The organism is Mesorhizobium sanjuanii, assembly GCF_002529485.1.
GTDB lineage: Bacteria > Pseudomonadota > Alphaproteobacteria > Rhizobiales > Rhizobiaceae > Mesorhizobium > Mesorhizobium sanjuanii.
Genome location: NZ_NWQG01000002.1, coordinates 1 through 20,156, shown reverse-complemented (window position 1 = coordinate 20,156; position 20,156 = coordinate 1). Strand labels below are relative to the sequence as shown.

The following is a 20,156-nucleotide window of genomic DNA, read 5'->3' as shown; positions in this document are numbered from 1 at the left end:
CCCAATCTGAAAGTAGCGGGCTTTGACTTGGATCAAGGCGGCAACGAAGCAACTGCGGAATTGGTGTCGCTGCGGATTGGTGTTCGCAGATTGGAATTCAACGTCGGGGACATGTCATGAGATTTGGCACGGAAATCGCCGTTTTAGGCTTGTTCACATTCGCGGCGCTGGCGGCAGCCGGTTTCGGTGTGGACGAACCTTTCCGGCAACATATGTGGGTGCTGTTCTTTGTGTTGCTCGGCTTTGTTGCCATCCTTATTCGCAACACGAACTTCAAACCGGCCATCCCGGTCGACCCTGCCGCCTATATGGATGGGCCAATCCGCTACGGCGCCATCGCCACCATGTTCTGGGGTGTCGTCGGCATGCTTGTCGGCGTGGTCATCGCGCTGCAGCTTGCCTACCCGGACCTCAACATCGAGCCCTGGTTCAACCTCGGCCGGCTGCGGCCATTGCATACGTCCGGCGTCGTTTTCGCCTTCGGCGGCAACGCGCTCATCTGCACGTCTATGTATGTCGTGCAGCGCACCAGCCGCGCCCGGCTGTTCGGCGGCAATCTCGCCTGGTTCGTGTTCTGGGGCTATCAGCTTTTCATCGTCATGGCCGCGACCGGCTATCTGCTCGGCATCACCGAGAGCCGCGAATACGCCGAGCCCGAATGGTATGTGGACTTGTGGCTGACCGTCGTATGGGTGGCCTATCTCATCCTTTTCCTCGGCACCATTCTGAAGCGCAAGGAACCGCATATCTACGTCGCCAACTGGTTCTACCTGTCCTTCATCGTGACCATCGCGATGCTGCATGTCGTCAATAACCTGTCGATGCCCGTTTCTCTCCTGGGCTCGAAGAGCTACTCAGCGTTCTCCGGCGTACAGGACGCCTTGACGCAATGGTGGTACGGCCACAATGCCGTCGGATTCTTCCTCACAGCCGGCTTCCTCGGCATGATGTATTACTTCGTGCCCAAGCAGGTGAACCGGCCGGTCTATTCCTACCGCCTCTCGATCATCCATTTCTGGGCGCTGATCTTCCTCTACATCTGGGCAGGTCCGCACCACCTCCATTACACCGCCCTGCCCGACTGGGCGCAGACGCTCGGCATGGTGTTTTCGATCATGCTTTGGATGCCTTCGTGGGGAGGCATGATCAACGGCCTGATGACGCTGTCCGGCGCCTGGGACAAACTGCGCACCGATCCGATCGTTCGCATGATGGTGATGGCAATCGCCTTCTACGGCATGTCGACCTTCGAAGGCCCGATGATGTCGATCAAGGCGGTCAATTCGCTGTCGCACTACACGGACTGGACCATCGGGCATGTCCATTCCGGCGCGCTCGGCTGGGTAGGCATGATCTCGTTCGGAGCGATCTATTACATGGTGCCGAAGCTGTGGAACCGTGACCGCCTCTATTCGCTGCGGCTCGTCACCTGGCACTTCTGGCTGGCGACCCTCGGGATCGTCGTCTACGCGGCGGTGATGTGGGTTTCCGGCATCATGCAGGGCCTGATGTGGCGCGAGTACGACGAGCAGGGCTTCCTGGTCTACTCGTTCGCCGAGACCGTGGCCGCCATGCATCCCTACTACGTTATGCGCGCAGCGGGTGGCGCGATGTATCTTGCCGGCGCCCTGATCATGGCCTGGAACATCACCATGACCATCCTCGGCTACCAGCGCGAGGAAGAGCCGATGCCGGGCTCCATCCCCGCCCTTCAGCCTGCACAATAAGGAGCCAGACAATGGGCTTGATGGACAAACACGCGATCATCGAGAAGAACGCCACGCTTCTTCTCGTTGGTTCTCTCCTGGTGGTGACAGTCGGCGGTATCGTCGAAATCGCACCGCTCTTCTATCTCGACAACACGATCGAGAAGGTCGAAGGCATGCGGCCCTATTCGCCGCTCGAACTCGCCGGACGCAACATCTATGTGCGTGAGGGCTGCTATCTCTGCCACAGCCAGATGATCAGGCCGTTCCGCGACGAAGTCGAGCGCTACGGTCACTACAGCCTGGCGGCCGAGTCGATGTACGATCACCCGTTCCAGTGGGGATCGAAGCGCACGGGGCCGGACCTCGCCAGGGTCGGTGATCGCTACTCGAATGAGTGGCACGTCCAGCATCTGGCTGACCCGCGCTCGGTGGTGCCGGAATCGATCATGCCTAGCTATGCCTTCCTCAAGGACGCGCCGATCGAGGTGAAGGACTTCTCGACGCACCTTATCGCAAACAGGCGCGTCGGCGTCCCCTACTCCGACGACATGATCGCTGACGCCGGAGCTGATCTGATGGCGCAGGCCGATCCCGCCTCCGACACATCGGGGCTGGAGGCCCGCTATCCGAAAGCCAAGGTCGGCGACTTCGACGGCAACCCGCAACAGGTCACCGAGATGGACGCCCTGGTCGCCTACCTGCAGATGCTCGGCACGCTGGTCGATTTCAAGACCTACGACGAAGCCGCGGGCTACCGCTGAGGAGAATGACGATGGACTACAATCTGATGAGGGAGTTTGCCGACAGTTGGGCGTTGCTCGCTATGGCGCTTTTCTTCGTCGGCGTAATCGCCTTCGCATTCCGCCCTGGCAGCCGCAAGCAGGCCGACGAGGCCGCCCGGATCCCTCTCAAGGACGACTGATCATGAGCAACGAGCATATAGACGAAGTGTCGGGCGTCCCCACCACCGGCCACGAGTGGGACGGTATCAAGGAACTCAACAACCCACTTCCGCGCTGGTGGGTCTGGACGTTCTACATCACCATTGTCTGGGCGATCGGCTACACCATCGCCTATCCGGCATGGCCGATGCTGACTTCGACGACCAAGGGCGTGCTCGGCTATTCGAGCCGCAACGATGTCAAGAACGAGCTTGCGGCCGCCGAGACCGCCAAGGGCAAGTATGTCGCGGCGGTGCAATCGAAGACCGTCTCCGAGATTGCCAGCGACGATGCGCTGCGCGAATTCGCGGTTGCTGCGGGCGGCGCGGCGTTCAAGGTCAATTGTGTGCAGTGCCACGCCTCCGGAGCCCAGGGATCCAAGGGCTTTCCCAACCTCAATGACGACGACTGGTTGTGGGGCGGCAGCGCCGAGCAGATCCAGCAAACGATCACTCACGGCATCCGCTTCGCATCCGACCCGGATACGCGCCTGTCAGAAATGCCGGCTTTTGGCGAGATCATCACGCCCGAGCAGATCGCGCAGGTCAGCACCTATGTCGTCAGCCTGTCAGGCCCGGTTCAAGATGCAAAACTGGTCGAGCCCGGCGCCCAGGTCTTCGCCGAAAATTGCGTGGCCTGCCATGGCGACAACGCAAAAGGCAACAAAGAGTTCGGCGCGCCCGATCTGACCGATGCGATCTGGCTCTACGGATCCGGCGAAACAGCCATCGCCGCGCAGATCCGCGCACCCAAACACGGCGTGATGCCGGCCTGGGTTGAGCGTCTCGGCGAAACCAGGGTCAAGGAACTCGCAGTCTACATTCATTCGCTTGGTGGTGGAGAATAGAAGCGGGGGCCTATTCTCGGCCCTCCGCCGTCCAAGCGACGAGGCCCGGCCTGTCCGGGCCTCGACTGCATTCCGGCGTCCGGCGATTGACTTGCATCAACGCGGCGCGGTCCGCCCTGTAGCAAGTCTTGTTCAACGCGGCATTTCGCGCACCGGCCGAAGAACGAAGTCCGACCGCGCGCCCCAAAACCCATAAGCCGCGCGACTGGAGATGCTCGTGCTGGATAATATGCAGGTAGAACGGCTTGAAGCCGAGGCGGTCAACTCCGCCAGGGTCCGCCAGCCGCTGTATGCCCCGCGCAAGAAGGTCTTCCCCAAGCGTGCCTCGGGCAGTTTTCGCCGCTTCAAATGGCTGGTGATGGCGATCACGCTGGGCATCTATTATCTGACGCCGTGGCTGCGCTGGGATCGAGGTCCGTTTGCTCCCGATCAGGCCGTGCTGATCGATCTTGCCAACCGCCGCTTCTATTTCTTCTTCATAGAGATCTGGCCGCAGGAATTCTACTATGTGGCCGGCCTTCTCGTCATGGCCGGCGTCGGCCTTTTCCTGGTCACATCCACGGTTGGCAGAGCGTGGTGCGGCTATACCTGTCCGCAGACCGTATGGGTCGATCTGTTTCTGGTGGTGGAGCGCGCGATCGAGGGAGATCGCAACGCCCGCATGAAGCTCGACGCCGGCCCCTGGACCGCGCGCAAGCTCGTGCTGCGCATATCGAAACACGCCATCTGGCTGGTCATAGCGGCTGCCACCGGCGGCGCCTGGATCTTCTATTTCGCCGATGCCCCGACGCTGATTGGCGAGGTCTTCACCGGCGCTGCGGCGCCCGTCGCCTACATCACCATCGCGGTGCTGACAGCAACCACCTACACATTCGGCGGGCTGATGCGCGAGCAGGTCTGCACCTATATGTGCCCGTGGCCGCGTATCCAGGCGGCCATGCTCGACGAGAATTCGCTCACCGTGACCTACAATGACTGGCGCGGCGAACCTCGGTCGCGTCACGCCAAGAAGGTCCAGGCCGCGGGGCAGCCGGTCGGAGACTGCGTCGATTGCAATGCCTGTGTCGCGGTCTGCCCGATGGGGATCGACATTCGCGATGGCCAGCAGCTCGAATGTATCACTTGCGCGCTGTGCATCGATGCCTGCGACGGCGTCATGGACAAGCTCGGCAAGGAGCGCGGGCTGATCTCCTACGCGACGCTGTCCGATTACAACGTCAACATGGCGGTGGCGACCGCAGGAGGCACTTGCTCGGTGAACCCGTCGCTCGTCCGGACCGACGGCGGTGCTTTCTCCGACAAACTGGCCCATTTCCACATCCGCAAGATATTTCGGCCGCGCACCTTCATCTATATGGGCGCATGGTCGGCGATCGGACTCGCGCTGGTCTATTCGCTGCTGACCCGCGACCGGCTCGAGGTCAACGTCCTGCACGATCGCAACCCGCAATTCGTCACGTTGTCGGACGGTTCGATCCGCAACGGCTACACCGTCAAGCTGCTCAACATGATCCCCGAGCCTAGGACGATCATCGTCACGATGCAGGGATTGCAGGGAGCTGAAATGAACGTCGTTGGTGTCGACCTTCCGGCTGATCGGTCCATCGCCATCGCGGTCGAACCCGACCGGCTGAAGACGCTGAAAGTTTTCGTGCGCCAGCCGGCGAACCAGGTCGGAAGCGCAACGCAAACGTTCAAATTCCGCGTCGAGGACAAGGCGAGTTTCGAAACGGACGAATACACGGCCACCTTCAACGCACCGGAGATCGCCAGATGAGCGCCAGTACGCAAAAACCCCGCGAATTCACCGGCAGGCACATGTTGATCATCATTCTCGCTTTTTTCGGCGTGATCATCGCGGTCAATCTGACGATGGCGACACTCGCCAGCACGAGCTGGACCGGCCTTGTCGTCGAGAACACCTATGTGGCCAGCCAGCAATTCAACCGAAAGGCCGAGGAAGGTCGCGCGCAGGCTGCACTCGGCTGGACCGGCAAACTGACGATCGCCTGGGGCGATGTCCGCTATAGTCTCAGCGATGCAGCCGGCAAACCGGTTCCCTTGCACGGCGTCAAGGTGCTGTTTCGTCATCCCGCCTACGAGGCCGCGGACAAGTCCGTCACTCTTGCCCTTGCGTCGGGCCAGGAATTTGCAGCGAAGCACACGCCAAGGGATGGCGTCTGGATCGTCGAAGTCGACGCCGATGCCGGTCTGACGGAGCCCTATCGCGATGTCCGTAGAATCATGATTTCACATGGAGCGCTGCAATGAGCTGTTGTGCACCGGACGCTGAAATGGCGTTGGCTTTGAACAGGAGCGAAGCTGCCCTGCCCTCAAGCCAGGAAATAAGGTTGGCGAGCCGCACGCTTGGCGGCGACCTGCGCCAGACCGAACTCTCGGTTCCGGCTGTGCATTGCGCTGCCTGCATCAAGACAATCGAGACGGCGCTCGGAAAGCTCGGCCGTGTCGAAGGCGCCCGCGTCAACCTGTCGACGAAACGGGTCTCGATCCGGTGGCGCGGTGACGAGGTTCCGCCATTCGTTGCCACGTTAGGGCGGTTGGGCTACGACGCGCACCTCTTCGATCCCGAGGCTGACGGCAAGGACAAGACGCTCTCCGAACTGATCCGCGCCGTCGCCGTCGCCGGCTTTGCCGCGGGCAACATCATGCTGCTTTCCGTCTCGGTCTGGTCCGGCGCCGAAGGCGCGACCCGCGACCTGTTCCATTGGGTCTCGGCACTGATCGCCATCCCCGCGCTCGCCTTCGCCGGCGGCATCTATTTCCGCTCGGCCTGGAATGCGCTGCGCCACGGCCGCATGAACATGGATGTGCCCATCGCGGTCGGCGTCTCGCTCGCCTATGCCATGAGCCTTTATGAGACGATCAACCACGGCGAGCACGCCTATTTCGACGCGTCGGTGTCGCTGCTGTTCTTTCTGTTGATCGGCCGCACGCTGGATCACGTGATGCGGGAGCGCGCACGGACTGCGGTGAACGGCCTGGCGCGGCTGGCGGCGCGCGGCGCCATGGTGCTGCGCGATGGCGGCACACGCGACTACCTGCCGGTCGGCGAAATCGAACCAGGCATGCAACTGCTGATCGCGGCCGGCGACAGGATCCCGGTCGACGGCAGGATCGTGCGGGGGGCGTCGGATCTCGACTGTTCGCTCGTCTCCGGCGAGAGCACGCCCAGAAGCGTAGCGCCGGGCGATATGGTGCAGGCTGGCGTGCTCAACCTTACCGGCCCTCTTTCGCTGGAAGTGACGGCGGCCGCAAAAGATTCGTTCCTGGCAGAGATGGTTCGGCTGATGGAAGCCGCCGAAGGCGGTCGCGCGCGCTACCGTCGGATCGCCGATCGCGTTTCGGCGCTTTATGCCCCGGTGGTTCATCTCACCGCCTTCGTGACGTTCCTTGGCTGGATGGCGGCAACCGGCGACTGGCATCGTGCCGTGACGATTGCCATCGCCGTGCTCATCATCACGTGCCCCTGCGCGCTCGGCCTAGCCGTGCCGATTGTGCAGGTGGTCGCGGCGCGCCGCCTCTTCGAAGCAGGCGTGATGGTCAAGGACGGCTCGGCCCTGGAGCGCCTGGCAGCGATAGACACGGCCGTGTTCGACAAGACCGGCACGCTGACGCTCGGACAGCCCCGGCTGATCAACGCCTCCTCCGTCGATCCGGCGATGCTGGCGATCGCCGCCGACATGGCCGCGCACTCCCGTCACCCGTTCTCGAAGGCCATAGCCGCCTTCGCGGGACTTGCCGGACAACCGAAGCTGGAGGCCGTGAGCGAGCACCCGGGTCTGGGCATCGAAGCCACGACCGCCGGCAGCACCTGGCGTCTTGGCCGGCGCGGTTGGGCCGGGTGGAAAGCCCGGACCGGTGACGAAGGCAAGTTTGGCGGCCATGGCGCGACGGTGCTCTCGAGGAATGGAATGATCGTCGCATCCTTCACCTTCGAGGACGCGACGCGCTCCGATGCCAAGGCGGCGGTTCGTCAACTGAAGGACGCCGGCGTGTCTGTCGAGATGCTGTCCGGTGATATCGCCAATGCCTGCGGCGAAGTTGCCGGGATTCTGGGTATCGAAAGCTTCGTTCCGGGGCTGCTTCCCTCCGGCAAGGTCGAGCACATCGAAGCGCTGACAAAGGTGGGGCACAGGGTTCTGATGGTTGGCGACGGGCTCAACGACACGCCCGCGCTGGGCGCGGCGCACGTGTCGTTCGCCCCGGCCACCGCAGCCGATATCGGGCGCAACGCCGCCGATTTCGTCTTCCTGCGTGAAAGCCTCCTGGCGGTGCCCCTCGCCCTCGACATCTCGCGAAAGGCCGGACAGCTGATCCGCCAGAACCTTGCAATCGCGGTCATCTACAATGCCGTTGCCGTGCCGATCGCCATTCTCGGCTATGTCACGCCGCTGATCGCGGCGATCGCGATGTCCGCCTCCTCGCTGCTGGTCATTGGAAACGCGCTGCGGCTGCAAGCACTTGGGCCGCACACTCAGGCAAGAAGCACTGCGCCCGACAGGCGCTCCGGTATCGACGCACTGGCACAATCCTCATGACGACGCTCGTTTACCTCATACCTGTGGCTCTGTTCCTCGGAGCGCTTGGGTTGGTTGGGTTCCTGTGGGCCCTGAGGAGCGGTCAATATGAGGATCTCGACGGAGCGGCGGAGCGGATTCTGATCGATCGGGACGACAAGGCGGACCAGCTTTGACCCCATTCGCAGGTTGACGCCGCCTGTCGACACGCCATTGGCGGGTTTGTCGTATTTGGTTGATCCAGATCAAGGTTGTCTCCTCGTCGGCGCGGTTTCTTTGACCCGTCTTTCAAGGAGAACGAACGTGCCCATGGACAGCCTGATCGTCACTATCGCAGTCTTGATGGGTTTTGGGTTTTTCATGGTTGTGCTCGGCTACGCCGCCTTCGATGAATCGCGACGTCACCGAACGCCTCGGCGATCGGCCTGGATCGAGACCGACACAAAGAATGACCATGACTGAAAGTTAGCCGAGTCGAAAACCTGACGGATCGCATACCAGGTGACGGCCGGTGATCAGCGGAACTTCGAGGAAGGGTCCGCTATCGTTGAGCCCCTGCTTGTGAAACTCTACACGGACGAGCACCCGGTGGCACGGCTGGCCAGACATATGGGGCTTCGCCTTGGCCAGAGTCTTCCCTTTGTCCGCCAAGGCATTTCAGCTGTCCTGAGGCGATGAAACCCGCAGTCACGATGGCGCGGACGGCCTGGAGCAGCTACTTCGGCATGCTGCGGGATCCGGAGATGATTCAGATCAAGGCACGTCGCGCGCAAGACCTCCATAAACGACCCGAAGATGTCCAAGGAGGCAGTCATGCAAGCCGAAGCCATAATGACCGCACCGGTCATTGGAATAGAGCCGTCTGCGTCGATCACCGACGCGGCGGGATTGATGCTGTCGAGAAGAATCAGCGGTCTGCCCGTCATTCGCAGTGACGGCACGTTGGTGGGCATTGTCAGCGAGGGCGACTTCCTGCGCCGGGGAGAACTGGGCACTGAGCGCAAGCGGTCTCGCTGGCTGGAGTTTCTTGTCAGCCCCGGAAGAGCCGCTGATGAATATGTTCGGGCCAACGGACGCCGTGTCGAGGAGGTGATGACGGCGGATGTCGTCACGGTGCCGCCTGGGGCACCGCTGACCGAGATCGTAGAACTCATGATGCGCCATCATGTCAAACGCATTCCGGTCGTCGACGGTGGCAAAGTTGTCGGCATCGTCACCCGCTCCGACCTTCTGCGCGGATTGCTGAGCGTGTTGCCCGGACCGGCCCCCGCAACCGCTGACGACGAGCAGATCCGGCAGAACATCCTTGCCGAACTCGCGATGCGGAAATGGGCCGGCAAAGACATGATCAACGTCGCCGTCGACAAAGGGGTGGTGGAACTGAACGGTGCCGTCTTCGACGAACGCGAGCGCCAGGCGGCAATCGTCGCCGCCGAAAACGTTTCCGGCGTAAGGGCCGTGAAAGACAGTCTCTTCTGCGCCGCGCCGCTGTCGGTCATCCTGGTCTCCTAGCAACCAAACGACCAGCTCGACCTTGTCGATGCGAACTCTTGAGCCGGATGATTTCAGGTCAAGTCGAACTGAAATCTGAATCCGGCTCTAGATCGAAGAGATAGAGCATGATGTCGTCCGAAACCGCTTCACACTTTTCGGCGTCATGCTTTAGCGTTACTCGCTCCACGCCTATCGTTGACGAGCGGCGTGCTGCAGCCGTGCGATGAGGTCGCGATTGCGGCAATAGTCCGGTGGGTTGTCGGCTTGCTGGTGTTCGTCGAGCCAGGTCGTGCAATCGTCCTGATGACCGCATGAGCGGCAGCGGTCTACCGCACGATTGGTGACGGCGACATGGTCCGCCACGACCTTCAATTGTCTGTCGACGCCGAGTTTCTGCATCATGCGACCCATCAAAACGGTCCTGGCGTCAACTGAAATCAGGTAGTCGAGAAAGGTCATGTCGGTCACTCCCGTTTGCCAACCATCATTGCCGTGTTGGCGACCGCCGCATTGATCTCGGTCAACATGCGCCTCGCCCGGGAGCATCAATCTGGCGAGCGACCGCACGTGTCGGACTTGAAATTCCCGATTTGATTCACGGTCAATATGAGCAGCCTGTCGCATCTCGTGCGCATGGCGCTGATCGTGGAAGCCAAGGCCTAGAGACTTTCCGTCTTGGATTGATTCGTTTTGCGCTCGTTTGCCTGGATGTTCGCCTGCGACCAGTCGCGCCAGTGCGTCGGGCGGATGTCGACTCGGGCGCCGGTTACGGCATTCCTCCAGCCTTTCAGGTCCCTTACACAAGCAAACACGAGCGCATGCTCACCGTCTTCGTCGAAGACGGCCAGTTCGAGATCGCGACCAAACGGAGCGCTTTGGATTGGCTTCCACATTGGTTCATGATCTTCGCAAGCGGCAAGCCGCGCCTTGATTTGCATCATTTTCGAAACTTGTCGGTGCGAGCACCCGGTCGGATGCCTGTCAATCGTTTCGAGCGGGCAAGGGTCCAAGTCATTTGGCTGTGTAGCCACCGTCCACGAGATGGCAGCTGCCGTTGATGAAACTGGCCTCGGCGGAGAGCAGGAAGCAAGTCGTGACCTCAACCCGGAAATGCTCTAGTGGCGCTGAACCCATTCACATGAGGAGGACCAGCCCGGTCACCGCGCGTCCGGTGTCCTGGCATTTCCGCTCCCGCGGGGGGACGGCGCTCGTTCCGGCTCGGATTCGGCGGAAAGTTGCTCACGATCGGCACAGGGTGCCTGCTGCCAGGGGAGATCGAGTTCGCCAGGCGCCATCGCGGCTGAGGGTCATTGAGGTCAGCAAGGAGAAGCTCGGCTTGGACCCGGGCAGCGTGTCCGCTTACTTTGCTCGTAGCAGTCATGGTTGCTGCAGGCTGCCGATATACGTGATGATTGCCTCGATCTGATCGGGGCTGGCAATCCACTCGGGCATGTCAGGATGCCCGGTCGAAATGCCCTCGGCGAAAGCCTCCTCGAGATCAGCAATCGGATAGCGCTTTGACAAGGTGCGAAAGGCAGGGGCGTCAGGATGGCTGCTCTTGTCGGTTTTTCCGATGGCGTGGCAGCGGGCGCAATTGACTTCCACCAACGCCCTTCCGTGTTCCGTCAGGCTATCGGCCAGGGCTGACGGCACAAAACCAAGCAACATCGCTGCAAGCACGGAAACCCGCAGACGACGACACCTGTGACTACCATTGTCCATACAGGTGTTCATGGTAGCAGGCCTCCGCATTTCCGATCTGATCTATGTGACTGTCTTGGCCGCTACGTCCTCGATCGCGGTTCTGGCATCCTTGCGCACGCGCCTTGCCGTTTCCGAAGCGAGCTTGGAGGTCAGTGTCGCCACCTTGCCGGCTTCGGTGGCATATTCCGATGCCGCATTCTGCAGGAAGGTGGAGAAAACGTCGAACGCGTCATTGAACTCGGAGCCGGCGATGAGATCCTCGGCCAGCTTTACATCCTGCTCACAACGATGTTTCAGAAACGCCAGCGTTTCGATGTGATAGCGCATCATCGCCTTGAACGCGTGCGCCTGAATGAATGCCCCAGCGAAGACAAGCTTCTGTACATTCTGCGGCGTCGGCGGGGATACCAGGCCGAATTGGAACGGCTCGAGATTGATTTGCATGTAAATCTCCTTGTGAGCGGCGCGAACTGCAGGCTAATGCTACCGCCAATAGCCGTCGCGTTGTTGATCAAGATCAACGGACTCACAATCCTTGCTAGGGATAGGTATCATCCCGACTTGGATGCAGCGTTTGACACGCATCAAGGCCCTTACCCCCTTTTCGTGGCCGGCTCGTCTCGACCCTAAGCAACGATGGCTTTCAAGACGATCATGGCAATTCGAAACGCCCCGCCATGAACGTGACAAAGAGACAACGACACAAAACAGCTACAAAGAGTTAGGAGAACGCACCGATGCTGATCCGCACGCTTTCTGCCCTGGAATGCACCAAATTGCTGACGGCCAACCGGGTGGGCCGCCTGGCATGCGCGAAGGACGGGCAGCCCTACGTCGTGCCCCTGTATTACACCCATTCCGATGCTCATCTTTACGCGTTCTCCATGCCGGGCAAGAAGATTGAATGGATGCGAGCCAATCCGCTGGTATCCATCCAGGTCGACGAACACGGCCAAGGGCGAGGATGGAGAAGCGTTGTTGTCGACGGCCGATACGAGGAGCTGCCTGACCGGATCGGCCACAAGCTTCAGCGGGATCATGCGTGGTCGGTATTGAGCAAGCACACCGACTGGTGGGAGCCAGGTGCCCTCAAGCCGGTCATTCCTCCTGCTTCCGACACCGCGCCGCACGTTTTTTTCCGGATTCTCATCGAACAGGTGTCGGGCCGGGAAGCGAGTGAGTAAGTCTTCCCACCAATTCCTTGCCAGAAAATAGAACGGGCCGGTGCAGACTGAGCCCGGCCCGGCTTTTCTTTAGCTTGAAATGCTATCGCGCCATCAGAACCGGCAGCGATGAATTCTCGAGCATTGACTTGGTGACGCCACCGAAAATGCGCTCGCGCAACCGCGAATGACCGTAGGCGCCCATCACCAGCAGGTCGGCTGCAACATCAATAGCGTGTTGGCGAAGCACATCGGCGACCGAGTGGTTTGAGCTCGGCAGCCGCTCGACCGTAATCTTCACGCCATGACGGGCGAGATAGGTCGCGGCGTCCGCTCCGGGTTCCGCACCATGGTGGAATTCGTCCTCGATCGGATCGACCATGATGAGGCGCACCTCTTCGGCGCCTTTCAGCATGTCGAGCGATTCGCGAACGGCGCGCGACGACTCGATGCGGGCGTCCCATGCAACGAGGATGCGCTTCGGCTTCAGCGTCGGCTGTGCGCCGTCGGGAACCAGCAGCAACGGCTTTCCGGATGAAAACAGCGCTCCTTGGATGACCTTGCCCTTCAGCGTATCGCTCGCAAGCAGATCTGGCCCGAGAATAGTCAGATCGGCGTAGCGGGCGCGTCTTCCGACGACTTCGTCCGCCCATGCCACGTCGGGATAGTCGTCGCTCAGATCAGACGATACGGCGCTCTTGGAAAGAAAGTCGGCGACCTCCGAAATTCGTTTCTTGAGCCTTTTCAGCTCGGCCTGACGTTCCTCCAGCCAGGCTGGTGAGACGATAGCCGCATACTCACCGCCCGAGGGCGGTGAGGCCAGTTCGAGAACCAGCACCGACAGATGGGCGTCGACCTGTTCGCAGAGCGAGGCGGCGAGCTTCAGATCGCTCTCGCCTTGGTTCGGCCCGGTAACTGTAAGCAGTGTCTTGAAAGTCACGGCGGCAACTCCTGATTTCGAGTGAAGGTTCTATCGTGGCTTTAATCATTAGCGAGGGCGGCGCGGGCATTCATTGCGCTGAATCAACCAGCGTTGCTGCGCGGGCACTTGATCCGCATCAAGGCGCTGGCGAAGCGACGGGAATAGGCTTCAGGCAATCAATCGGTGGAGACACAAGTGAGACTTCTGATCGCGGCAGTTCTCGCAACCTCGGCTTTCAATGCGCCAATGGCGCAGGAAATGAGCTATGGCGAAGCGGAATATCTGAATTCTTGCGCAGTCTGCCACGGCCCTGACGGCAAGGGTGACGGCCCCTTGGGCGACGAGCTGGTGAAGCGTCCGGCCGACCTGACGCGCCTCTCCAGAAAGAATGGCGGCGAATTTCCGTATTGGCGCGTCTATGCACTGATCGACGGCCGCATGATGGTGCCGGAGCATGGCGAACGCGATATGCCTGTCTGGGGCCGCCAATTCCTGCCCGATGACGCCAAAAAATACGGCCCAAACGCCGGAGAAATCGTCACCAGGGAACGGATCCACAACCTTGCTGGTTACGTCCAGACACTGCAGCGATAGCAGCGCTGTTCGGGACGCTTCCACACGGCGCAGAGGAGCCATGCGATGATCGTTGAAACCCAGGAAGCCGCGACCGCGCTGCTGCTCGATCCCGCCACATATGGCGAGACCGGATCGGTCGAGGCGATCGAGACCCATATTTCGCGGATCTTCCTGGCCGGCCAACGCGCCTTCAAGATGAAGCGGGCGGTCAAACTGCCTTATGTCGATTTCTCGACGCCGGCATTGAGGCTGGCCGCCTGCGAGAAAGAGGTGGAACTCAACTCCAAGACCGCACCCGGCCTTTATCTGGGTGTGCGGCGCATTACGCGAGAGGCCGCAGGCAAGCTGGCACTCGATGGATCGGGAGACCTGGTCGATGCGGCGATCGAGATGGTCCGCTTCGATCAATCGAAGCTCCTTGATCGGATGGCAATCGCTGGCGAACTGACGCCGGCGCTGATGACAGAGGTCGCGCGCATGATTGTGCGCTATCATCGCGGCGTCCCTGAGATCCACAATGGCAGTGGAGCCTCCAACCTGGCCGGTGTCCTCGACATCAACGAGGCCGGCTTTGCCACCAGCCATGTTTTCGGAAAAGCGGAGATCAAAACCTTCGCCGACGCCTTCCGCACCGCCCTCGCCCGGCATTCCGGACTGCTCGACCGCCGCGAGACCGCCGGCAAGATCCGCCGATGCCACGGTGACTTGCACCTGCGCAACATCTGCCTGTTCGACGGCGAGCCTCGCCTGTTCGATTGCATCGAATTCAATGACCGGATCGCGACTGTCGACGTGCTCTACGATCTTGCCTTCCTGTTGATGGACCTCTGGCATCGCGGTTTCCCGGACCTCGCCAATCTCGTGATGAACCGCTATCTCGACGAGGCCGACGACGAGGACGGCTTTGTCCTGCTGCCGTTCTTCATGGCGGTTCGGGCTGCGGTGCGGGCGCATGTCACCGCGACACAGGTCGAAGAAAGCAGCGCCAATTCCGACAAGTTGATTGCCGAGGCCAGATCCTATTTCGAGCTTGCCCGAACATTTCTCCAGGAGACCTCGCCGCGGCTCATTGCCATCGGGGGCCTGAGTGGTTCCGGCAAGACGACGGTCGCGGAGGCGCTCGCCGCCCATGTCGGCGCGCCGCCTGGTGCGCGCATCGTCGAAAGCGACCGTGTCCGCAAAGCGATGCATGGGGTGCCGGCCGAAACGAGACTGCCGGACAAGGCCTATCGACCGGAAGTGTCGGAACGCGTCTATCGTCAAATGGCGTGGCAGGCCGGTCTGATCCTTTCCGAGGGCGGGTCAGTGATTGCCGATGCCGTGTTCGACAGGCCAGACGATCGAAGCCGGATCGAAAAGGCGGCAAGTGACAGGGGCATCGCATTCCTTGGATTCTGGCTGGAGGCGGATCCGCTTGTTCTTTGGCAACGGGTCAGCGAGCGTAAGAGGGGTCCATCCGACGCCACGATAGATATCCTGTCGCGGCAGTTGCAGCGAAATGCCACCCAGTCTGGCTGGCGCAAGATCAACGCCGGTCGGAAGCCCGCCGAAATCGTTGCAGAGTTGAGAAGCTTTTCCGAAGGCGACACTTCCGAAACCCTGCGCTCAGCCTCCTGACAGGTGCGGCAGAGTGATCGACGTCAACGGAGGTCGAGCCTTGCCTCGACAAGGCCGGGTTCGCTCGGATGATGCGCTAGCGAGAAGCCGAACTCGCGACACATGGTCAGCATTTTCGTGTTCTCGCTGAGCACGATGCCTTCGATCCGACCGATCCCATCGGCCTTTGCATAATCTACGATCTGCCTGAGCAATTCCCAGCCGAGACCCTGGCCCTGCAGATCCGTGCGTACGAGCAACGCGTATTCAGCAATCGCCCGGTCCGGATCGCAGGAAAGCCGGCCGACCCCAGCCAACGCGCCAGTGCTGGTCTCCAGCGCCACGAAAGCCATGTTGCGGTCGTAGTCGAGCTGGGTGAGCCGCTTCAGCATCTGGTCGGAGAAGCTTTTGCGCGGCGACAGAAAACGCAGGCGCAGATCGTCCGGAGAAATCCTGGCGAGGAATTCCGGGTAGAGCGCGATGTCGGCCGGCTTGATCGGCCGTATTTGATAGTGCGCGCCGCCCGCAGCAAAGTTCCTGGTCCAGCCCGAGGGGTAAGGCCTGATGGCAAGCGCCGGGTTCGGCCCCGGCTCTTCCACGCGTTCCGGCTCGATCTCGATGCGGGCATCGAGCGCGATCACGCCGGCGGCGTCGGCAAGCAGCGGGTTGATGTCCATGGAGACGAGGCAGGGAAAGTCGACGACCATCTGCGAAAGCCCTTTGAGCGCAGCAGTGATTGCGCCGCGATCGGCCGGTTTGTGGTCGCGGAACCCGGCAAGCAGGCGGCCAATCCGCGTTTGGTCGATCAAGTCGCCGGCAAGAACGTCGTCGAGCGGCGGCAACGCGATCGCCGTATCGTCCATCACTTCGACCGCCACGCCGCCGGCGCCGAACAGCACCACGGGACCGAAGATCGGATCCCTGCTCATGCCGAGGATGATTTCCTGTGCCTGTTTTCGCGCCACCATCGGCTGAACGGCATAGCCTTCGACGTCGGCTTCCGGTGCATGCTTGCGCACCCGCGCCTCGATCGAGCTTGCAGCCTCCCCAGCGGCCGCGGCGGTGGCAATGTTGAGTACCACCCCGCCAATGTCCGACTTATGCGAGATCGCCTTGGATAGCAGCTTGACGACGACGTGCTCGGACGTCTTGAGGAGTACGCCGGCTGCCTTCGCCGCTTCGGCGGGAGATTTTGCGACGATCGTCTCCGGCACCGGAATGCCATAGGCGGAAATCGCCGCCTTGGCTTCGGGCTCGGTCAGCATTCGCCGGCCTTCCTTCGCAACCTGTTTGAAGATGGCAAGTACGGCTGCGCGGTCGCTGATAGTATCCTCGCTACTGCTCGAGGGCGTGCGCATCAGCGCACGCTGGGCTCGCGACCATTCGCTGAGGTAGGAGACCGCGCTTGCGGCATCGGCGGGCGTCTCGAAACTGGCAATGCCGGCATCCTGGAGGATCAGCCGTCCGGCGCGCGCCGTGTGTTCTCCGAGCCAGCACGTCAGGACCGGTTTCCTGCCTATCTTTCCCTCGCTGGCGAGTTCGACCACCGCGCTTGCCGCGGCAAGCGGCGAGCCAAGTCCAGTCGGGCAATTCATCACCAGCAGGACGTCGGTTCCCGGATCGGCAGCTACGGCTTCAACAGCGGCCCTGTAACGCGCCGGCGGAGCATCGCCGATGATGTCGACCGGATTGGCGTGCGACCATGTGGGCGGCAGCACAGTGTCCAGGCGCGTTATTGTCTCCGGTGAAAACTCGGCCAGTTCACCCCTGCAGTCGACGAGTTGATCGACGGCCAGCACGCCCGCTCCGCCGCCATTGGTGACGATGCCGACGCGGGCTCGTTCGAGTGGAGCGAAGCGAGCGGTCGTTTCAGCGGCATCGAAGAGCGCCCCCAGGTCTTTGACGCGCAGGATGCCGGCACGCAGCAATGCCGCATCGACCACGCGATCGGCGCCTGAGAGCGCGCCGGTGTGGGTCGCGGCGGCCTTCGCTGCTTGTTCATGCCGGCCCGACTTGATCGCGATCACCGGCTTGATGCGCGCTGCGGCACGTGCAGCCGAGATGAACTTACGCGGATTGGGAATGGTTTCGAGATACATCACGATGGCGCTTGTGCGGGCATCTCCCGCCAGCATATCGAGACAGTCTCCGACATCGACGTCGGCCATGTCACCGAGAGAGACGATCTGCGAGAAGCCGATATTGTTCTCCGCCGCCCAGTCGACCAGCGTTGTCGCGATGGCGCCGGATTGCGACAGCAAGGCAATATTGCCTGGCTTGGCTGCCATATGCGCGAACCCGGCATTGAGCTTCACTGGCGGGATCATCAGCCCGAGCGTGTTCGGTCCGATGATGCGGAAAAGGGTGGGCTTGGCGGCATCGAGCATAGCCTGACGCAGGCCGTTTTCGCGCGTCAGGCCAGCGGTGATGACGACCGCCGCCCGCGTGCCCTTTTCAGCAAGGTCGCGCACGATGCCGGGAACCGTCTCTGGTGGCGTTACGATCACACCCAGATCGGGAATACCCGGCAGATCCGCCGCCTTCGCATAGCAGCGCCGACCCGCGACTTCAGGGTATCTCGGATTGACCGGCCAAATCTCGCCCTCGAAGCCGCCATTGACGATGTTGTCGAAGACGATACGGCCGACGGAGCCGTCGCGCACCGATGCCCCGAACACGGCAACCGACTTCGGGGCGAAAGCATGTTCGAGATTCCGGATCGTCACCCTCTGTCTCCGATTCATGGCGATAATCGCCAGTCCATCTTGCCCGTTCGTTGCGTTGGATCAAAGCGTTCTCCGGTTATCGCGATTAGCTGTTGCGCCAGGTCTGAGGCGGCCGCTCGCGAAATGGTGACGAGCTGTTGCGATAAAGGATTGGAGAGTTGGATGAGCTACTATTTCAGCAAGACCGTCACCATGCCGTTTGCGGCGGCAATCAACCACGTGACCAACAAGCTCGCAAGCAAGGGTTTTGGCGTTCTGACCTCGATTGATGTTCAGCAGGTGATGAAGGCCAAGCTTGGCACGGAGTTCAAGCCCTACGTCATCCTGGGTGCCTGCAATCCGCATTTCGCTTGGCGAGCGTTACAGGCAGACGACAAGGTCGGAACCATGCTGCCCTGCAACGTCATCCTCACCGAGGTCGAGCCCGGAAAGGTGGAAGTCGCGGCAGTGGATCCAGTTGCTTCCATGGGCGCCATCGACAATCGCGAGCTTGTGCAGGTCGCGAACGATGTGCGGCGCCTGCTTGATGAGGTGGTCCGCGAACTCTAGAGCATGATGCCGAAAAGTGTGAAGCGGTTTTCGGACGACATCATGCATGCTCTATCTCTTTGATTTAGAGCCGGATTCAGATTTCAGGTCGACTTGACCTGAAATCATCCGGTTCTAGCGCCACACGGATCATCAAGGTTGAGGGACATCGCATGAACGAGTCCACCCTGCGACGCGCATTGCTTGTCATTGCTATCTTGGGCCTCGCCATTGGCGTTGGAGTTTGGCGAACAGGGTTTGGGTCGCTCGAGGCCGGCCCGATCTGGACGGCAGCAACCTTGCCCGTGGTAGTGGCTCTCGCCATTTCGATATTGCGCGATTTCTGGATCGGCCGCTTCGGCGTCGACGCCATCGCACTGGTATCGATGTCTGCGGCACTGCTGCTTGGCCAATCGCTGGCCGCAATAGTGGTCGCGATCATGTATGCCGGCGGCACGGTGCTTGAGGATTTCGCTCGCGGGCGCGCGGAAAGGAGCCTCAAGGCATTGACCGACCGGTCCCCGCGCGTTGCGCACCGGAAGTCGACACAAGGAACAGAAACCATCCCTGTCGAGGACGTCAACGTCGGCGACCACCTGCTCGTGCGCGCTGGTGAGCTGCTGCCTGTCGACGGGATCTTGCTCGACGCTTCGGCCTCGCTCGACGAGTCCGCGGTGACTGGCGAACCTTTGCCGGAACGTCGCAGCGCCGGCGACCTGCTGCGCAGCGGCACCGTCAATGCGGGCGAGGCTTTCAGCATGCGGGCTTCAGCGCTGTCCGAACAAAGCACCTACGCGGCGATCGTTCGCATGGTTGCGGCGGCGCAGACGGCGAAAGCCCCCTTTATCCGGATGGCCGACCGTTTCGCCCTGTTCCTGCTCCCTGTCACTTTGCTGGTTTCCGGCATCGCCTGGTACGTCTCCGGCGATCCGATCAGAGCGCTCGCCGTCCTGGTGGTTGCAACGCCTTGCCCGCTCATCCTCGCCGCCCCCGTTGCTTTCATCGGCGGCGTGTCACGCGCCGCGCATGGCGGCATCCTGATGAAGGGCTCTGCGGCATTGGAGGCCCTTGCGCAGGCTCGGACCGCGATCTTCGACAAGACCGGAACCTTGACCATCGGCGGCGCCGAGCTGATTGAAATCGACGTGGCGCCCGGCCGCGACCCGGACGAGCTTCTGCGGCTGTTGGCATCGTTGGAACAGGCCTCGCACCATGTGCTCGCCGACTCGATCGCCCGAGCGGCGCGCGCCAGGCACCTGCTGCTCTCGCATCCGTGCGACGTTCGCGAGTACCGGGGGGCCGGCCTGAAGGGGCAGGTCGAGAACGAGTCGATCACGGCGGGCTCGCGGCATCTCGTGCTCGCCCACAAACCGCTGCCGACCTGGGCGAGAAGCGGCGAAGACCGCTACCGG

The 20,156-nt window shown here is 61.5% G+C and carries 21 protein-coding genes; 15 read left to right on the top strand and 6 right to left on the bottom strand.

All coding sequences use genetic code 11. The annotated features are described in order from the left end of the window. Nucleotides 1–116 precede the first annotated feature (116 nt). The 10 genes from ccoN (at nucleotide 117) to CN311_RS00310 (ending at nucleotide 9,547) form a co-directional block, all read left to right on the top strand. Entirely contained in the window at nucleotides 117–1,727 is a 1,611-nt protein-coding gene (gene ccoN, locus CN311_RS00350; RefSeq protein ID WP_097571452.1) for a cytochrome-c oxidase, cbb3-type subunit I, read from the top strand. Nucleotides 1,728–1,738: 11 nt separating this feature from the next. After that, nucleotides 1,739–2,470 carry a cytochrome-c oxidase, cbb3-type subunit II gene (ccoO, locus tag CN311_RS00345; RefSeq protein WP_097571451.1) on the top strand — a complete coding sequence of 244 codons (732 nt, stop codon included), beginning with the start codon at nucleotides 1,739–1,741 and terminating at the stop codon, nucleotides 2,468–2,470. Between the two features lie 11 nt (nucleotides 2,471–2,481). Next, the gene (locus CN311_RS00340; protein WP_097571450.1) at nucleotides 2,482–2,631 is read left to right on the top strand and encodes a cbb3-type cytochrome c oxidase subunit 3; all 150 of its coding nucleotides are present in this window, start codon (nucleotides 2,482–2,484) and stop codon (nucleotides 2,629–2,631) included. A 2-nt stretch (nucleotides 2,632–2,633) separates the two neighbouring features. Continuing rightward, nucleotides 2,634–3,497, top strand: a complete 864-nt coding sequence (gene ccoP, locus CN311_RS00335; RefSeq protein WP_097571449.1) for a cytochrome-c oxidase, cbb3-type subunit III — start codon at nucleotides 2,634–2,636, stop codon at nucleotides 3,495–3,497. Nucleotides 3,498–3,708: 211 nt separating this feature from the next. After that, nucleotides 3,709–5,274 (top strand): cytochrome c oxidase accessory protein CcoG, encoded by a 1,566-nt coding sequence (gene ccoG, locus CN311_RS00330; RefSeq protein WP_097571448.1) that lies wholly within the window; start codon nucleotides 3,709–3,711, stop codon nucleotides 5,272–5,274. Further along, nucleotides 5,271–5,768: a FixH family protein gene (locus CN311_RS00325; RefSeq protein WP_097571447.1), complete on the top strand. Its 498-nt coding sequence runs from the start codon at nucleotides 5,271–5,273 to the stop codon at nucleotides 5,766–5,768. Before ccoG ends, CN311_RS00325 begins: the two co-directional genes overlap by 4 nt. Then, nucleotides 5,765–8,056, top strand: a complete 2,292-nt coding sequence (locus tag CN311_RS00320) for a cation-translocating P-type ATPase (protein ID WP_097571446.1) — start codon at nucleotides 5,765–5,767, stop codon at nucleotides 8,054–8,056. The genes CN311_RS00325 and CN311_RS00320 overlap by 4 nt, the downstream gene beginning before the upstream one ends. Continuing rightward, nucleotides 8,053–8,211, top strand: a complete 159-nt coding sequence (ccoS, locus tag CN311_RS00315; RefSeq protein WP_097571445.1) for a cbb3-type cytochrome oxidase assembly protein CcoS — start codon at nucleotides 8,053–8,055, stop codon at nucleotides 8,209–8,211. The genes CN311_RS00320 and ccoS overlap by 4 nt, the downstream gene beginning before the upstream one ends. 133 nt (nucleotides 8,212–8,344) lie before the next feature. Next, nucleotides 8,345–8,497 (top strand): hypothetical protein, encoded by a 153-nt coding sequence (locus tag CN311_RS32390; RefSeq protein WP_165779530.1) that lies wholly within the window; start codon nucleotides 8,345–8,347, stop codon nucleotides 8,495–8,497. A 351-nt stretch (nucleotides 8,498–8,848) separates the two neighbouring features. Further along, the gene (locus tag CN311_RS00310) at nucleotides 8,849–9,547 is read left to right on the top strand and encodes a CBS domain-containing protein (protein WP_097571444.1); all 699 of its coding nucleotides are present in this window, start codon (nucleotides 8,849–8,851) and stop codon (nucleotides 9,545–9,547) included. Between the two features lie 171 nt (nucleotides 9,548–9,718). Here CN311_RS00310 and CN311_RS00305 read toward each other — a convergent pair whose 3' ends face one another. From CN311_RS00305 to CN311_RS00290, 4 genes are all read right to left on the bottom strand, one after another. After that, the gene (locus CN311_RS00305) at nucleotides 9,719–9,988 is read right to left on the bottom strand and encodes a DUF6455 family protein (protein WP_097571461.1); all 270 of its coding nucleotides are present in this window, start codon (nucleotides 9,986–9,988) and stop codon (nucleotides 9,719–9,721) included. Between the two features lie 200 nt (nucleotides 9,989–10,188). Then, a complete protein-coding gene (locus CN311_RS00300) occupies nucleotides 10,189–10,470 on the bottom strand; it encodes a hypothetical protein (RefSeq protein ID WP_342586595.1) in 282 nt (93 codons plus the stop codon). A gap of 436 nt (nucleotides 10,471–10,906) precedes the next feature. Beyond that, nucleotides 10,907–11,197 carry a c-type cytochrome gene (locus CN311_RS00295; RefSeq protein WP_245440669.1) on the bottom strand — a complete coding sequence of 97 codons (291 nt, stop codon included), beginning with the start codon at nucleotides 11,195–11,197 and terminating at the stop codon, nucleotides 10,907–10,909. Between the two features lie 96 nt (nucleotides 11,198–11,293). Further along, nucleotides 11,294–11,677, bottom strand: a complete 384-nt coding sequence (locus tag CN311_RS00290; protein ID WP_097571442.1) for a phasin family protein — start codon at nucleotides 11,675–11,677, stop codon at nucleotides 11,294–11,296. 293 nt (nucleotides 11,678–11,970) lie between these two features. On the opposite strand from CN311_RS00290, the gene CN311_RS00285 reads away from it, so the two are divergent. Beyond that, nucleotides 11,971–12,417 carry a pyridoxamine 5'-phosphate oxidase family protein gene (locus CN311_RS00285; protein WP_097571441.1) on the top strand — a complete coding sequence of 149 codons (447 nt, stop codon included), beginning with the start codon at nucleotides 11,971–11,973 and terminating at the stop codon, nucleotides 12,415–12,417. Between the two features lie 82 nt (nucleotides 12,418–12,499). Here the strand turns inward: CN311_RS00285 and CN311_RS00280 are convergent, their stop codons facing one another. Next, entirely contained in the window at nucleotides 12,500–13,336 is an 837-nt protein-coding gene (locus CN311_RS00280) for a universal stress protein (RefSeq protein ID WP_097571440.1), read from the bottom strand. A 177-nt stretch (nucleotides 13,337–13,513) separates the two neighbouring features. Between CN311_RS00280 and CN311_RS00275 the strand changes: the two genes are divergently transcribed. After that, nucleotides 13,514–13,912 carry a c-type cytochrome gene (locus CN311_RS00275; protein WP_097571439.1) on the top strand — a complete coding sequence of 133 codons (399 nt, stop codon included), beginning with the start codon at nucleotides 13,514–13,516 and terminating at the stop codon, nucleotides 13,910–13,912. Nucleotides 13,913–13,957: 45 nt separating this feature from the next. Then, the gene (locus tag CN311_RS00270; RefSeq protein WP_097571438.1) at nucleotides 13,958–15,511 is read left to right on the top strand and encodes a bifunctional aminoglycoside phosphotransferase/ATP-binding protein; all 1,554 of its coding nucleotides are present in this window, start codon (nucleotides 13,958–13,960) and stop codon (nucleotides 15,509–15,511) included. Between the two features lie 23 nt (nucleotides 15,512–15,534). On the opposite strand, the gene CN311_RS00265 is transcribed toward CN311_RS00270, so the two are convergent. Further along, nucleotides 15,535–18,216: a bifunctional acetate--CoA ligase family protein/GNAT family N-acetyltransferase gene (locus tag CN311_RS00265; RefSeq protein ID WP_097571437.1), complete on the bottom strand. Its 2,682-nt coding sequence runs from the start codon at nucleotides 18,214–18,216 to the stop codon at nucleotides 15,535–15,537. 162 nt (nucleotides 18,217–18,378) lie between these two features. Here CN311_RS00265 and CN311_RS00260 point away from each other — a divergent pair, with 162 nt between their 5' ends. Together CN311_RS00260 and CN311_RS00255 are read left to right on the top strand one after the other, a co-directional pair. Next, the gene (locus CN311_RS00260) at nucleotides 18,379–18,765 is read left to right on the top strand and encodes a DUF302 domain-containing protein (protein ID WP_097571436.1); all 387 of its coding nucleotides are present in this window, start codon (nucleotides 18,379–18,381) and stop codon (nucleotides 18,763–18,765) included. Between the two features lie 152 nt (nucleotides 18,766–18,917). Beyond that, nucleotides 18,918–20,156, top strand: a 1,239-nt coding sequence (locus CN311_RS00255) for an HAD-IC family P-type ATPase (RefSeq protein WP_097571435.1), incomplete at its 3' end; no start/stop codon positions are given.

Coding starts and splice junctions, on each gene's coding strand:
- ccoN (WP_097571452.1), top strand. CDS start 117: ATGAGATTTGGCACGGAAATCGCCGTTTTAGGCTTGTTCACATTCGCG.
- ccoO (WP_097571451.1), top strand. CDS start 1,739: ATGGGCTTGATGGACAAACACGCGATCATCGAGAAGAACGCCACGCTT.
- CN311_RS00340 (WP_097571450.1), top strand. CDS start 2,482: ATGGACTACAATCTGATGAGGGAGTTTGCCGACAGTTGGGCGTTGCTC.
- ccoP (WP_097571449.1), top strand. CDS start 2,634: ATGAGCAACGAGCATATAGACGAAGTGTCGGGCGTCCCCACCACCGGC.
- ccoG (WP_097571448.1), top strand. CDS start 3,709: ATGCTCGTGCTGGATAATATGCAGGTAGAACGGCTTGAAGCCGAGGCG.
- CN311_RS00325 (WP_097571447.1), top strand. CDS start 5,271: ATGAGCGCCAGTACGCAAAAACCCCGCGAATTCACCGGCAGGCACATG.
- CN311_RS00320 (WP_097571446.1), top strand. CDS start 5,765: ATGAGCTGTTGTGCACCGGACGCTGAAATGGCGTTGGCTTTGAACAGG.
- ccoS (WP_097571445.1), top strand. CDS start 8,053: ATGACGACGCTCGTTTACCTCATACCTGTGGCTCTGTTCCTCGGAGCG.
- CN311_RS32390 (WP_165779530.1), top strand. CDS start 8,345: ATGGACAGCCTGATCGTCACTATCGCAGTCTTGATGGGTTTTGGGTTT.
- CN311_RS00310 (WP_097571444.1), top strand. CDS start 8,849: ATGCAAGCCGAAGCCATAATGACCGCACCGGTCATTGGAATAGAGCCG.
- CN311_RS00305 (WP_097571461.1), bottom strand. CDS start 9,988: ATGACCTTTCTCGACTACCTGATTTCAGTTGACGCCAGGACCGTTTTG.
- CN311_RS00300 (WP_342586595.1), bottom strand. CDS start 10,470: ATGATGCAAATCAAGGCGCGGCTTGCCGCTTGCGAAGATCATGAACCA.
- CN311_RS00295 (WP_245440669.1), bottom strand. CDS start 11,197: ATGTTGCTTGGTTTTGTGCCGTCAGCCCTGGCCGATAGCCTGACGGAA.
- CN311_RS00290 (WP_097571442.1), bottom strand. CDS start 11,677: ATGCAAATCAATCTCGAGCCGTTCCAATTCGGCCTGGTATCCCCGCCG.
- CN311_RS00285 (WP_097571441.1), top strand. CDS start 11,971: ATGCTGATCCGCACGCTTTCTGCCCTGGAATGCACCAAATTGCTGACG.
- CN311_RS00270 (WP_097571438.1), top strand. CDS start 13,958: ATGATCGTTGAAACCCAGGAAGCCGCGACCGCGCTGCTGCTCGATCCC.
- CN311_RS00260 (WP_097571436.1), top strand. CDS start 18,379: ATGAGCTACTATTTCAGCAAGACCGTCACCATGCCGTTTGCGGCGGCA.